This is a genomic window from Clostridium sp. LXY-7 (assembly GCF_056172015.1).
On record NZ_JBLLJL010000005.1, the window covers coordinates 37852 to 52736 of the forward strand.

At 29.4% G+C, this 14885-nt stretch carries 11 protein-coding genes; 4 read left to right on the forward strand and 7 right to left on the reverse strand.

What is annotated here, in order from left to right:
• Positions 1–87: 87 nt before the first annotated feature.
• The 7 genes from lon to ACI48Q_RS16515 form a co-directional block, all read right to left on the reverse strand.
• Positions 88–2400: an endopeptidase La gene (gene lon, locus ACI48Q_RS16485; protein WP_474920232.1), complete on the reverse strand. Its 2313-nt coding sequence runs from the start codon at positions 2398–2400 to the stop codon at positions 88–90.
• A gap of 252 nt (positions 2401–2652) precedes the next feature.
• Positions 2653–4320, reverse strand: a complete 1668-nt coding sequence (lonB, locus tag ACI48Q_RS16490; protein ID WP_474920233.1) for an ATP-dependent protease LonB — start codon at positions 4318–4320, stop codon at positions 2653–2655.
• 201 nt (positions 4321–4521) lie between these two features.
• Positions 4522–4767 (reverse strand): hypothetical protein, encoded by a 246-nt coding sequence (locus ACI48Q_RS16495; protein ID WP_474920234.1) that lies wholly within the window; start codon positions 4765–4767, stop codon positions 4522–4524.
• A 127-nt stretch (positions 4768–4894) separates the two neighbouring features.
• A complete protein-coding gene (gene clpX / locus ACI48Q_RS16500; protein ID WP_474920235.1) occupies positions 4895–6187 on the reverse strand; it encodes an ATP-dependent Clp protease ATP-binding subunit ClpX in 1293 nt (430 codons plus the stop codon).
• An 18-nt stretch (positions 6188–6205) separates the two neighbouring features.
• Positions 6206–6790, reverse strand: a complete 585-nt coding sequence (gene clpP / locus ACI48Q_RS16505) for an ATP-dependent Clp endopeptidase proteolytic subunit ClpP (RefSeq protein ID WP_474920236.1) — start codon at positions 6788–6790, stop codon at positions 6206–6208.
• Between the two features lie 120 nt (positions 6791–6910).
• Entirely contained in the window at positions 6911–8200 is a 1290-nt protein-coding gene (gene tig / locus ACI48Q_RS16510) for a trigger factor (protein ID WP_474920237.1), read from the reverse strand.
• A 204-nt stretch (positions 8201–8404) separates the two neighbouring features.
• Entirely contained in the window at positions 8405–9163 is a 759-nt protein-coding gene (locus ACI48Q_RS16515) for a hypothetical protein (RefSeq protein ID WP_474920238.1), read from the reverse strand.
• 582 nt (positions 9164–9745) lie between these two features.
• Here ACI48Q_RS16515 and pflB point away from each other — a divergent pair.
• The 4 genes from pflB to ACI48Q_RS16535 all read left to right on the forward strand — a co-directional run bounded on the left by pflB (position 9746) and on the right by ACI48Q_RS16535 (position 14817).
• The gene (pflB, locus tag ACI48Q_RS16520) at positions 9746–11974 is read left to right on the forward strand and encodes a formate C-acetyltransferase (protein WP_474920239.1); all 2229 of its coding nucleotides are present in this window, start codon (positions 9746–9748) and stop codon (positions 11972–11974) included.
• Between the two features lie 136 nt (positions 11975–12110).
• A complete protein-coding gene (pflA, locus tag ACI48Q_RS16525; protein ID WP_474920240.1) occupies positions 12111–12854 on the forward strand; it encodes a pyruvate formate-lyase-activating protein in 744 nt (247 codons plus the stop codon).
• A gap of 272 nt (positions 12855–13126) precedes the next feature.
• A complete protein-coding gene (locus ACI48Q_RS16530) occupies positions 13127–13573 on the forward strand; it encodes a hypothetical protein (protein ID WP_474920241.1) in 447 nt (148 codons plus the stop codon).
• Positions 13574–13740: 167 nt separating this feature from the next.
• The gene (locus tag ACI48Q_RS16535; protein ID WP_474920242.1) at positions 13741–14817 is read left to right on the forward strand and encodes an AI-2E family transporter; all 1077 of its coding nucleotides are present in this window, start codon (positions 13741–13743) and stop codon (positions 14815–14817) included.
• Positions 14818–14885 lie beyond the last annotated feature (68 nt).

Genomic DNA, 14885 nt, shown 5'->3' on the forward strand with positions numbered 1-14885 from the left:
TTGAAGCTTAGAAGTACTTATCTAGGGACCTATTCGCACCTAAAAAAACCACAAATTTAACCTAGAGTAATGTAGTGTGCGTAGCCATCAGATAAGTGCATTTTTTAATACATCTTCTACTTTCTCTACTGCAATAAATTCAATATTGCTTTTTACATCTTTAGGAATTTTTTTAAGATCCCTCTCATTATCCTTAGGAATAATAATAGTTTTTATCCCCATTCTATATGCCGCTAAACTTTTCTCCTTAAGACCTCCAATTGGAAGTACTCTACCTGTTAATGTTATTTCTCCAGTCATTGCGACTCTATAGCTAACTTTTTTTCCCCCTAATGCCGAAACCATAGCAGTAATCATAGTGACCCCTGCTGATGGACCATCTTTAGGAATAGCACCTTCAGGTATATGAATATGAATATCCTTTTTCTTATAGAAATCCTGATCAATACCATATTTACTACAATTAGCTCTTATATAGCTGTAGCCAGCCTTAGCAGATTCTTTCATTACATCTCCTAACTGTCCTGTTAACTGTAACTTTCCATCACCTTCCATTACTGTTACTTCTACTGGTAAGGTATCCCCACCATATCCTGTCCAAGCTAGCCCAGTTACAACTCCAATTCTATCCTCTTCCTTTAAATTCTCATAAGTATATATCTCTGGTCCTAAATACTTCTTTACCATGGTTGCATTAATAATTATCTTTGATTTATCTTGTTGTACTATTTCAGTTATGGCTTTTCTTATAACTGTAGCCATCTTTCTCTCAAGATTTCTTACTCCAGATTCCCTTGTATAGTTTTCTACAATAATTCTTATAGCATTGTCTGTTATAGATATGCTTTCATCATCTATAGAATATTCTTTTTTTATTTTAGGTAAAAGATATCTTTTTCCTATATTATATTTTTCCTCTGAAGTGTATCCTGATACTTCTATTATTTCCATTCTATCTAAAAGTGGTCGTGAAATTGTATCTAGAGTATTGGCTGTAGTTATAAATAATACTTTAGATAAATCGAAATCTAATTCTAAATAATGGTCTCTAAAAGTTTTATTTTGTTCGCTATCTAATACTTCCAATAATGCATCTTCCACATTACCTTTATAATCTCTAGATAGTTTATCAACCTCATCTAAAAGACATACTGAATTTTTATATCCAGCTTCTTTCATTGCATAAATTATTCTTCCTGGTATAGCTCCTACATAGGTTTTCCTATGTCCTCTTATCTCTGCTTCATCCTTTACTCCGCCAAGACTCATTCTAACAAATTTTCTTCCTAATGAATTAGCTATGGATTTAGCTATAGATGTCTTCCCAACTCCAGGAGGTCCTACTAAACATAAAATAGGTGCCTTAAGAGTCTTGCTAACTCTCCTTACTGCTAAATATTCTATGATCCTTTCTTTCACATCTTCTAATCCATAATGCTCTTCATCAAGTATTTTTGCAGCATTATTTAAATCTAAACTATCCTTAGTTAACTTGCTCCATGGCAAATCAAGAATCCAATCCAAATATGTCTTTATTACTCCACTCTCTTGGGAAAATCCCCCTGAATTTTTTAGTCTATTTAGTTCATATTCAGCCTTCTCTTTAACTTCTTTAGGAAGCTTACTTTTACTAATCTTTTTTTCATATTCCTTAATTTCTTTTGCTAATTCATCATCTTCTCCTAATTCTTCTTGTATCACTCTTAGTTGCTCTCTTAAATAATATTCCTTTTGAGATTGATTAATTTTACTCTTTACTTTGTTTCCTATATTTTTTTCTACTTTTAAAATCTCAATTTCTCTTTCCAATATTACTAAAAGCTTTTCCATTCTTTCTTTTATATCTAATAACTCAAGAAGCTCTTGTTTTTCATCCTGATTAATAATTAAAAATGCTCCTATGACATCACAGTATACACTATTGTCCTCTTCTTTCTCAATTTCATATACTATTTCATTAGAATGATTTCCTGTTAATTCAATATACTCGTCAATAGCTTCATTTAAACAATTTCTATATGCTAATACCTGTATATCATCATTCCATTCAGATTCCTCTATTTCCTCAATTTCTCCACTTATATAATTCTCATCCTCTTTAAAACTTACAAGCCTTCCTCTCTTTTCTCCTTCAACTAAAACTCTTAAATAATTTCCTGGAAGCTTCATAAATTGTTTTATAGTACATATAGTACCTATCTTATATACATCCTCTTGTTCAGGCTCTTCATTCTTAGCATCCCTCTGTGCTACTAAAAATACCTTTTGTTCATTATTCATGGCTATATTAATAGCTTCTATGGATTTCTCTCTTCCTACATCAAAATGTAGAATCATATGAGGAAAAATACTCAAGCCTCTCAATGGAATTAACGGAAGTTTAATTATGTTATTCTCCATTTTATCCCTCTTTTCTATATGAATTATCTTTACTATCATCCTTTAATTCTTTAAACTTTATATTCTAATTTAGAATATAATTGAACTAGTATATTATACATATAAAATGCGTTTTTTTCAATTAAAATAACCTGAAGAAAGCAATAATGTGTATAAAAATCATAGCATATTGTTATCTTACTAGAAAACAAGTCACTACATAAGATAACAATATGCTATTAATAATCTATTTTATATTATTTGTTAACTTTATTATGCATCTAGTGGAGTCATTGATACTCTATCTAAGTTTTGTTCTATATTATCAACATTAATATGAAGTAGATGTTCCTTAACTATAGCATGATCTATTACTTCATTTATATTACTAACTGGAATTATTTCTATATCTGTAAAAGATTTGAAACTTTCTTGCCAATTCTCTTTAGGAATTAATACTTTTTTAACTCCTGCCCTCATAGCTCCATTAATTTTTGCTGTTACTCCACCTACAGGCTTTACTTCTCCATGAATAGATATTTCTCCTGTCATAGCAATAGTATTATAAATCATCTTTCCTGTTATAGCACTATATAATGCAGTAGTAATACTAATACCTGCCGATGGACCATCCACAGGAACTCCACCTGGGAAATTCACATGTATGTCATACTTTCTTACATCTATATTATAAAAACGTTCTAATACAGTAATAACATTATCCATAGAGTTTTTAGCTGTCCCTTTTCTTCGTAATTTTCTTCCACTTTCCCCAAGCTCCTCTTCTTCAACCACACCTGTTATTTTAACTGTTCCTTCTATACCCTTAGTTTTTATCGCACTAGCTTCAATCTCCATAACCGCACCCATATTAGCTCCATAAACTGCTAATCCATTTACATATCCAATTTTAGAGGTTGAATTTATTTTTTTATCTGGTCTAGGTGTATATTGTCCATTTTCAATAACCCATTCTATTTCATTAACGGTAATGGCATTTCTTTTTTCATTTATTACAATTCCTGCTGCCAACTGAACTAAATTAACAGCATCTCTTCCATTAGATGCATACTTTCCTACTATATCTAAAGCATCATCTTCTATAACTAAATTTATTTTTTCAATTGCATTTCTTGCTATTAGTTTTATCTCCTCTGGTTCTAATGCTCTAAAAAATATTTCTATGCATCTTGACCTAATTGCAGGTATAACTTCCTCTGGCTTTCTTGTAGTTGCTCCAATAAGCCTAAAATCAGCTGGTAACCCTTCATCAAAAATTTCCTTTATATAAGACGGCATATTAGGATCATCTGGATTATAATATGCGCTATCTAAAAATACCTTTCTATCTTCTAATACTTTCAATAACTTATTCATTTCTATAGGATGTAATTCTCCAATTTCATCAATAAACAAGATTCCTCCATGTGCCTTAGTCACAGCTCCAGGTTTAGGTTGTGGTACACCTGCTACACCTAGTGGTCCTGCCCCCTGATATATAGGATCATGCACTGAACCTATTAGTGGATCTGCTATTCCTCTATCATCAAATCTAATTGTGGTAGCATCTATTTCAACAAATTTTGAATATACCCCAAATGGTGATATATCGATATTCTTTGCTGCTTCAAGAACTAATCTAGCTGCTGCAGTTTTACCAATTCCTGGTGGTCCATATATAATTATATGCTGCGGATTAGGTCCACAAATTGCAGCCTTTAACGCCTTTATTCCTTTTTCTTGACCAATTACTTCATGAAATGATGTAGGTCTACTTCTTTCTGTTAATGGTTCTGTTAAGCTTATACTTCTTAAATTTCTTAATTTTTCACACTCTTTAGAATTATCTTTGTTTATCACTACCTTTGATGATCTTTGATTCTGTAGTGCATTAAAAAAATAAATTCCCATTATTACTGTAACTAAAAGCTGTATCAGCATAATTAAAATCGCTCCTGATGCCATATGTGCGTTATCTATTATTTCTATAATAGAATAACTTTCCCTCCCTTTTATAAAATCTAGCAAATACATTACTATTATTTACAATAATTTGGGTTAATATTCTACATAATAGAATTTTTAGTTTTTTAACAAAAAATTAAGAATTATCTTTTTATTAGATAATTCTTAACTTTTATATTACAAAATCTTTTTTAATTCCTTTAAATCATATTCTTTCAGCATTCTTTCATTACTTTCTGTATTCATTATAAGGGTTGCATTGCCATCTTTAATTTTAAGTACTCTTCCTTTTAATTTTGTACCAATTACATTAATAGGTGCATTTTTCTTAAGTTCTCTGATATTATCAGAACCACAAAATTCGCATGAGTTTTCATTCAAAAATATTCTTTGGCATTGGACACAGTAATTTACTGTACTCATAAGTAAGACCCCCTTAAAAGTATTTTATCCATATTTTAGCACATAACTTAACCATTATCTAGATATATTTTACATTATTTACATTTAATTATAAAAAGAAGCTATTTAAACAAATAGCTTCTTTCACCTAAGCAAGTTCTGGACTTCTTCTTGCTCTAGTTTTATTTTCAATTTTTATTGCTTCTCTTTTACCACTTTTAGCTATAATATACTCTGGAATTTTATTTTCTAAGGTTTCTTTATGAATAATGACCTTTTCAACTTCTTCTCTTGAAGGTACTTCATACATAATTTCCCTCATAATATCTTCAATTATAGCTCTTAATCCCCTTGCTCCAGTATTTCTTTTTATTGCTTCTTTAGCAATTCCCTCAAGGGAATCTTTATCAAACTCTAATCTAACATCATCAATTTCTAATAATTTTTGATATTGTTTAACCAATGCATTCTTAGGTTCACTTAATATTTTTATTAATGCTTCTTCGTCTAGTGAATCTAATGTTACTATTATAGGAATTCTTCCTACAAACTCAGGTATTAGACCAAATTTTAGTAAATCTCCTGGAAGTATATCCTTTAATAGCTCTCCAACACCTTTTTTATCCTTTGAAGTTATATCTGCTCCAAATCCCATAGATGATTTTTGAGTTCTTTTTGAAATAATTTTTTCAATTCCATCAAAAGCTCCTCCGCAAATAAACAGGATATTAGCTGTGTTAATTTGTATAAATTCTTGATGCGGATGCTTTCTTCCTCCTTGTGGAGGTACCGATGCTGTAGTTCCCTCAAGAATTTTTAATAATGCTTGCTGAACTCCTTCACCAGATACATCACGAGTTATAGATGGATTCTCTGATTTTCTAGCAATTTTATCTATTTCATCAATATATATAATTCCTCTTTCAGCTCTCTCTACATCATAATCTGCATTTTGAATTAATTTCAAAAGTATATTTTCTACATCTTCTCCCACGTAACCTGCTTCTGTCAATGTAGTTGCATCTGCGATAGCAAATGGTACATTTAACATCTTTGCTAAAGTCTGTGCAAGATAAGTTTTTCCTGAACCCGTAGGTCCTAATAAAAGTATATTGCTTTTCTGTAACTCTATATCATCATCAATAGCGGAGGTTCTTATCCTCTTGTAATGATTGTATACTGCTACGGCCAATGCCTTTTTTGCTTCATCTTGACCTATAACATATTGCTCTAAATATTTTTTAATTTCTTGTGGTTTAGGAAGGGTGTTCATATCTATTTGAACATCATCTTCTTTTTCATCAACTATTATTTCAGAACAAAGTTCAATACACTCATCACAAATATATACTCCTGGACCTGCAATTAGTCTTCTAACTTGTTCTTCAGTTTTACCACAAAAAGAACATTTGAATTTTTTCTTTTCTTCATTTCTTGGCATCTTGACACCCCTTTAAAGCTATTTCTTCTTTTCTATAACCTCATCTACTAGTCCATACTCTTTAGCTTCATCAGCAGACATGAAGTAATCTCGCTCAACATCTTTGCTTATTTTCTCTAATGGCTGACCTGTTCTCTCACTTAATATCTTGTTAAGAGTTTCTTTAGTTTTTAAAATTCTATTTGCATGAATTTCTATATCTGTAGCTTGACCCTTGAAGCCTCCAAGTGGCTGATGTATCATTATTTCACTATTAGGAAGTGCAAATCTCTTTCCTTTTGCTCCTGCCGCTAATAAAAATGCTCCCATAGATGCTGCCATACCTATACAAGTAGTGCTTACATCTGCTTTTATATAATTCATAGTATCATAAATCGCCATACCTGCAGTTATTGATCCTCCTGGACTATTTATATAAAGCTGTATGTCCTTATCAGGGTCTTCAGATTCTAAAAATAGAAGTTGAGCAACTATTAAACTAGCTGTTACATCATTAACTTCATCACCTAAAAATATAATTCTTTCCTTTAATAATCTAGAGTAAATGTCATAAGATCTTTCACCCTTACCAGTTTGCTCTACTACCATTGGTACTAAACTCATAATAAACCTCCTCTGGCACACTAATGCCTATTCTCTATTTTAACCTTTTTATCATGTTTTAACCTTTTTTATTTAAAATAATTGCCAGTATATACTGGCAATTATTTTAAGCATTCAATATTATATAGCTTTGCTAGTTTCAACTATTAATTTTCTTACTTTTTCTGCTGCTATTTGTGAAGATAAATATTCACCTTGAACTTTTACTAAACGCTCAACAGTTTCTTCTACATTCTCTGGAGCACCATAATAAGCAGCTATCTCTTTAGCTTTTTCTTTTATCTCTTCTTCAGTAGCTTTTATCTCTTCAACCTTAGCTATCTCTTTTATAACTAAATCTGTCTTAACATTCTTTAAAGCAACATCTTTCATTTGCTCTTTAAATCCTTCTTCATTTGTATTAGTGAATTTAAAATATGTTTGAAGATCTAATCCTTGATATTTTAATCTATTTTCTAAGTCTTGAAGCATATTTTCTATTTCTCTATTTACCATTGCATCTGGAATATCTATATTTGCATCAGCAACAATTTTTTCTAAAATAGCACTTTCAAACTCTGTTTCTGATTTAGATTCGTTAGATTTTTCTATTTTTTCTTTAATATCTTTTCTTAATTCTTCTAATGTTTCAAACTCAGACACTTCACTTGCAAATTCATCTGTAATTTCAGGCAAATCTTTTCTCTTAACTGATTTTACAGTTACTTCAAATTTTGCAGCCTTTCCATTAAGGTCATCTTTTCCGTACTGTTCTGGGAACGTTACGTTAACATCCTTAGAATCTCCTGCTTTTAATCCTACTAATTGATCTTCAAAGTTATCAATAAAACTTCCTGATCCTATCTCTAACTCATAATCGTTACCTTCTCCACCTTCAAAAGCAACATCGTCAACATATCCTTTGAAGTCAATAACAGCTATATCCCCTTTAGCAATTTCACCTTCTTTAACTTCAACTCTTGTATTTTCAGTTTGAAGTTGTTTTAATCTGTTTTCTATATCTTCTTCTGTAACTTCATAACTTTCTTTTTTTGCTTCTACTTCTTTATACTGTCCTAATTTAACTTCTGGCATAACAGGAACTAATGCAGTATATATAAACTCTTGACCTTCACCTATTTGTACTATATCTATTGAAGGATAATCTACTGGATCTATGTTATTCTCAGCTAAAACTTGTGGGTAAGTAGTTTCATATAAGTAGTTTATTGCATCTTCATATAAAGCACCTTCTCCATAATACTTTTTAATCATATTCATTGGAGCTTTACCTTTTCTAAATCCTGGTATATTAAATTTCTTAGCATTCTTTGCATAAGATTTTTTAAGTGCTTCATTAAATTTTTCTGCTTCTACTGTTACTTCAAATTTTACAACGTTCTTTTCTAATTTTTCCGTTTTAACGTTCATTCTTTCTTCCTCCTAAAAACTAACTGTATATTCTTTAAAATTATAACATAAAAATGTTAAAGTATATAGTTACCTTATTTAAGATAGCATAAATTTATTTGTAAAACAAATATCTTAAAGTACTAAACACAATTAAAGTAATCTTGCCTATAAATTATACAATAATATACATAGTGTTTACAACTTTTTTTCATATTTTAAATTTTATGATATGATTTTACCAGAATTATCTATATATATTTTTTTTCCATCTAACAATATTCCTAACCCTTTTGACGTTATATCTTCAAATTTAAACTCATCGCCTTTTATTTTATAATACCCCTTATGATTTCCTGTATTATTATCATATATCCACAGATATTTTGTTCCGCTATTATTAATCCATGGAAGAGCACTGGAATATGCAATATGACTTTCATCTATAAATGCTGCTTCTTCAATCCAAATGTATTCTTTGTTTCTTTTTAGTACATCTTCTTTTTTATAAGCAGTCTTATCCGTTGCTATATATGCAGGATTAGTTATTTTAGTTAAATTATTATTTAAATCCATTAAATATATATCTTTAGATGATTCATCTACTAATAATATATTTTCTTTAGATGGTGATAACTTATATTTAACTTTTTCATCGCATATAATTTCATTTATATTTTTAATTCCATTCTGTTCTTCATATATGACTTTGATATTTTTTCCTGATTCTAAATTTTTCTCAAATTCCATCTTTGTATCTTGTGATTTCTCTGGCTCTTGTATAACTTCAGCTCCATTTTCATTCTCAATTTCTTTTTCTTTTTCATTTTGGTTAGCTGAAGGATATTTATTACTAAAAAACACTTCGTTTCTTAACGCAACTATCCAAATTCCTATGCCTAATGCTAGTATAATAGAGACACTCATAATAATATTTCTTCTTCGTCTTCTTTTTAACTGTCTTTGATAATTTTTACTAAACATACTCGGTTTTCTTCTCACAGCAACAATTGTCACATAAAACTGTTAAGCATTTCATTGTATTTCTTTTAGAACTTATGAACTGTTTTATGTAACTCCTCCCTCCTTTTAGAATAAATCATACTAGAGATATTATAACTCATAATCTTAAAAAATAACATTTTAAATCTATAATCTTTCCTAAATATTAATAATTTTAATATATTATATTTTTTATTAAATTAATAAATAACTTTCATAAAATTAAAATTAATTTCTTTTTGGCTTTATTTTAGTATATAAACTTTTATAAATCAATTTTTAAACTTTATATACTAAGATAATTATTTACAGAAAATATAATCTTTTAAGCTTTCTTTAATTATCTGAATATTTAAACTTTATTGACATCTCTTGTAACTCATCTGTTATAGTTGTACAATTATAACAGATGGATAACTGTTATAATTAACTTTCACAGTTATTATTATAATTGTTATAATATATATTATAACAGTTTTCATTAAATGTATTTATAATAAAATATCAATATGATGCAATAATTTTCACTAAAATATTATTGCAGTAAATTAAGGAGGATTTCTTATGTTTAAACAATGGGAAGGCTTTAAAGGAGAATTATGGAAAGAAGAAATTGATGTTAGAGAGTTCATCCAAAAGAACTACTCACTATATGAAGGTGACGATTCTTTCTTAGTAGGAAAGTCAGAAAAAACTTCTAAGGTTTGGGAGAAAGCTCACGCTTTAATATTAGAAGAAATTAAAAAAGGAATTATTGACGTAGAAGTTAATGAAGTATCTGGAATTAATAACTACGCTCCTGGATATATAGACAGAGAAAATGAAGTTATTGTCGGATTACAAACTGATGCCCCATTAAAAAGAATTGTTAATCCTTTTGGTGGATTTAGAATGGTTGAACAATCTTTAGAGGCTTATGGTTTTAAACTAAACTCAGATATTGAAAAATATTTTCCTAAATACAGAAAAACTCATAATGATGGTGTATTTGATGCTTACACTCAAGAAATTAGAGCTGCTAGAAGTGCTGGACTATTAACAGGCTTACCTGACGCCTATGGAAGAGGAAGAATTATAGGTGATTACAGAAGACTAGCTCTTTATGGTATAGATTTCTTAATAGCAAAGAAAAAAGAAGACTTAAATAATTTAGTAGGCCATACTACAGAAGATATGATCAGAGCAAGAGAAGAAGTTTCAACTCAAATAAGAGCTCTTAATGACATTAAAGCTATGGCTACTTCCTATGGAATTGATATTTCAGAACCTGCACAAACTGCACAAGAGGCTGTTCAATTCACATACATTGGATATTTAGCAGCAATAAAAGAAAACAATGGTGCTGCAATGTCATTAGGTAGAGTTACAACTTTCCTAGATATATATATCCAAAGAGATTTAGATAAGGGTACAATTACTGAAATTGAAGCACAAGAAGTTATAGATCAATTTGTAATTAAACTAAGACTTGCTAGACATTTAAGAACTCCAGAGTACAATGACTTATTTGCTGGAGATCCAAACTGGATAACAGAATGTTTAGGTGGAGTTGGAGTAAACGGTAAGCCACTTGTTACTAAAACTTCTTTCAGATTCCTACACACTCTAATAAATCTTGAACCTGCACCAGAGCCAAACATGACAGTTCTTTGGTCAGAAAAATTACCTGAAAACTTTAAAAAATACTGTGCAAAGATGTCTATCTTGACTGACTCTCTTCAATATGAAAATGATGACATAATGAGACCAGTATATGGTGATGACTATGGTATAGCTTGTTGTGTTTCAGCTATGGAATTAGGAAAAAGAATGCAATTCTTTGGAGCTAGAGCAAACCTTGGTAAATCTTTATTATATGCTATTAACGGTGGTATTGATGAAAAATCATTTAAAAAGGTCTGTCCTGTTGTAGCCCCAATTAATGATGGAATTCTTGATTATAAAACTGTAAAAGAAAACTTTTTTAAAGTGTTAGAGTATGTTGCAAGAGTATATGTAGACACAATGAATACAATTCACTATATGCATGACAAATATGCTTATGAAGCTGGACAAATGGCACTTCACGATACTGAAGTTAGAAGATTCATGGCTTTTGGAGTTGCTGGATTGTCTGTAGTTGCCGATTCTTTAAGTGCTATTAAATATGCAAAAGTTACTCCTATAAGAAATGAACAAGGAATAACAACAGATTTTAAAATCGAAGGTGATTTCCCTAAATACGGAAATGACGATGATAGAGCAGACGATATTGCAGTAGAAGTGGTTAGAAAATTCTCTCATGAATTAAAGAAACATCCATTATACAGAAATGCTGAACATTCATTATCAGTATTAACCATAACTTCAAATGTTGTTTATGGTAAAAAGACAGGTGCTACTCCTGATGGTAGAGGTGCTGGAGAGCCTTTTGCTCCAGGTGCTAATCCAATGCATGGAAGAGATGAAAATGGAGCATTAGCTTCACTAAATTCTGTTGCTAAAATACCATATAAAGAATGTTGCCAAGATGGTGTATCTAATACATTTACTATCGTACCTGATGCATTAGGTAAAGATGAAGAAACTAGAGTAAACAATTTAGTTTCTATTATGGATGGATATTTTGGCCAAAGTGCCTTCCATTTAAATGTTAATGTGTTCAATAGAGAAACACTATTAGATGCTGTAGAACATCCAGAAAAATATCCTACTTTAACAATTAGAGTATCTGGTTATGCTGTAAACTTTAATAGATTAACAAGAGCTCAACAATTAGAAGTAATTAACAGAACTTTTCACGAAACTATGTAATACTAATTTTAACAGAAATACCTGTATTTTCAGGTATTTCTGTTAAAATACTAAGTTAATTTTATAGAGAAATATATTTGTGTTATTTTTGTATAAAATTAACTTGCACCTTTCAATTTATAAGGAGGAATATTATATGATAAAAGGGAGAATTCATTCTATTGAAAGTATGGGATTAGTTGATGGACCTGGAATCAGAACTGTGGTTTTTTTTCAAGGTTGTAAATTAAGATGTGCTTATTGCCATAATCCAGATACTTGGAATTTAAATGATAATATAGAAATTTCAACAGATGAAATTATGAAGAAAATTCTTAGGTTCAAACCTTATTTTTCACGCTCAGGTGGTGGAGTAACTTTTTCTGGGGGAGATCCCCTAGTGCAACCAGAATTTTTATTAGATTTATTAAAAAAATGCAAGGAAAATGGAATTCATACGGCCATAGATACAGCTGGATATGGTAATGGTGACTATGATGAAATTCTTAAATATACAGACCTAGTACTTCTAGATATAAAGCATATAGACAGTGATGGATATGTAATTCTCACTGGTAGAGATACTAAAGATGTAAATGTTTTTTTATCTGCATTAAGGTATTCAAAATCAAGAGTTTGGGTAAGACATGTCGTTGTTCCTGGATATACCGATTCTCTTGAGCATATGGATAAAATTGCAGATATTATAAGTAACGAAATTCCAAATGTAGATAAGATTGAGCTGCTGCCTTACCATGTATTAGGGGTAAACAAATATGAAAATTTAGGTCTTAAATACAGATTACATGGAGTTGAACCTATGAATAAGGATAAATGTATTGAACTACAAGACTATCTTATTTCAACAGTATCTAAAAAACTTGAAGAAAGAATCTCTTAACACTTCTTATTTTAAATAAATAGAGCATTATAATTCTTAGTGCTCTATTTTTATTTTTAAATATCTGTGGATAAAATTTTTGCTTTCCATTTTTTTCCACATTATCCCCAGAATTATCCACAATTTATTCTAACTTATTTATTATATGCACATATATATAGAATATGTTCTTTTTTATTACTTATTTACTTAATTAATATTATATGAGATAATTATAACACTAATAAAATATAGAATTTTCTATCTAAAGGTTTTTTAAGGGGGATTATCAAATGAGAAACAATGCTTTAATATTCGAAAAATACTTAGAGGAACATACCATTCCAATGAATAAAGGTTTAAATATAGATGATGTTACCATATTTTCATTTCCAGAGAAAATTACTATAAAAGGTGTTGAAAGACCTGTTTTAGGTGGCGGACAAGAAAGAAGAGCAGTTATATCTTTAACTGATGATGATAGTCTTGCAGATATATATTGTTTCCATATTACATCAGTACCTAAGGATATAAGTAAAATTAAGCTATATGCCCTATTTAACCAATTAAATTCTACTTATAAATACATATCTTTCTTTGAAGATAATAATGTAGTTAGTGTAAAAAGTTGCATTCCCTTCAATGATAACTTTGATCCTGATGTAGTTTTTCAAACATTAACTGTTATTTTTACAGCCGTAGAACAGGAATATCCAAAACTTATTGCTTGCTTTAAATAACAATATTGCCTAGCTAGTATTTTTATACTAGCTTTTTTTATTTATTTATTCATATTTTGAAATTAATTCTTTTTTTAACAATATATAGAATTAATTTCATTTTTATTTTATAATTCTTATATAGTATTTTTATATTTAAATATTTATTAGAATAAGAGGAGGTACAAATGAATAGAAATAATAAACTCATCGAAAGGCTCGTTATATTGAACTTAGTTTTAATTATCCTTTTTCTTATAAGTAAATTAGATTTTTTAATTAAACCTTTTAGTACAATAATGAATACTATATTTATCCCATCGGTGCTAGCCATATTTCTATACTATGTGGTGAGACCAACTAAAAGATTTCTTGAAAAGCAAAGGCTATCATCAGGATTATCAACCGCTATATCTATATTGTTAATAATTGTAATCCTTACCTATGTAATAATCTATTCCTCCTCTATAATAAGAACTCAAGGAGAGAGCTTAATAAATTCTCTAATTAATTCTGTACAAAATTTAAGTAATAAATATGGATATTTATTCCCTCAAATAAGTGAATTTTTTGACCTCACAGAACTCATTCAACAAAGTATAAATTATATAACTAATTCCTTTAGTGAAATTAGTAAGAGTATTTATATTTTTGCCAGTTCCATAGGGAACTTTTTCACACAAGCAATTTTAATACCTATTATTATGTTTTATATACTTAAAGATGATAAAAAAATATATCATCTGTTTTCTTCTATGCTACCAAATAAAACAAAACCACTAACTCTTCAAATTCTTCATGGTGTAGATAATGTACTAAAACAATATATTGCATCTCAAGTTATAGTTGCCTGCGTCATAGGCCTCTTAATGTTTATTGGCTATGCTATAATAGGAATGCCAAATTCATTAGTATTATCTTTATTTTCTCTTATAACAGCTTTTATACCGTTTCTTGGAGTAATACTCGGTATACTACCTGCCCTTCTTATAAGCTTTAGTATGGGATTCGAAATGGTATTGAAAATAATAATATTAACAATAATTGTTCAACAATTAGAAGGGAATATAATTACTCCTAACATTACTGGTAATCAGTTAAATATGCATCCATTGACAACTATTCTAGTTGTTACTTTGAGTGTTTATTTTGGTGGTTTTTTTGCAGCTTTTGTTGCCGTACCAATTTATAATATTCTAAAAGTCATAGTAAAGAATTTTTATGATTACTATAATGATAAATATAATTTCAATATAATAGATTAAATGCCATATTTCTTCTTTTTTATTTGTTCTAATATCCTACTTTTTATTATCAATGATAGATTTAGTGC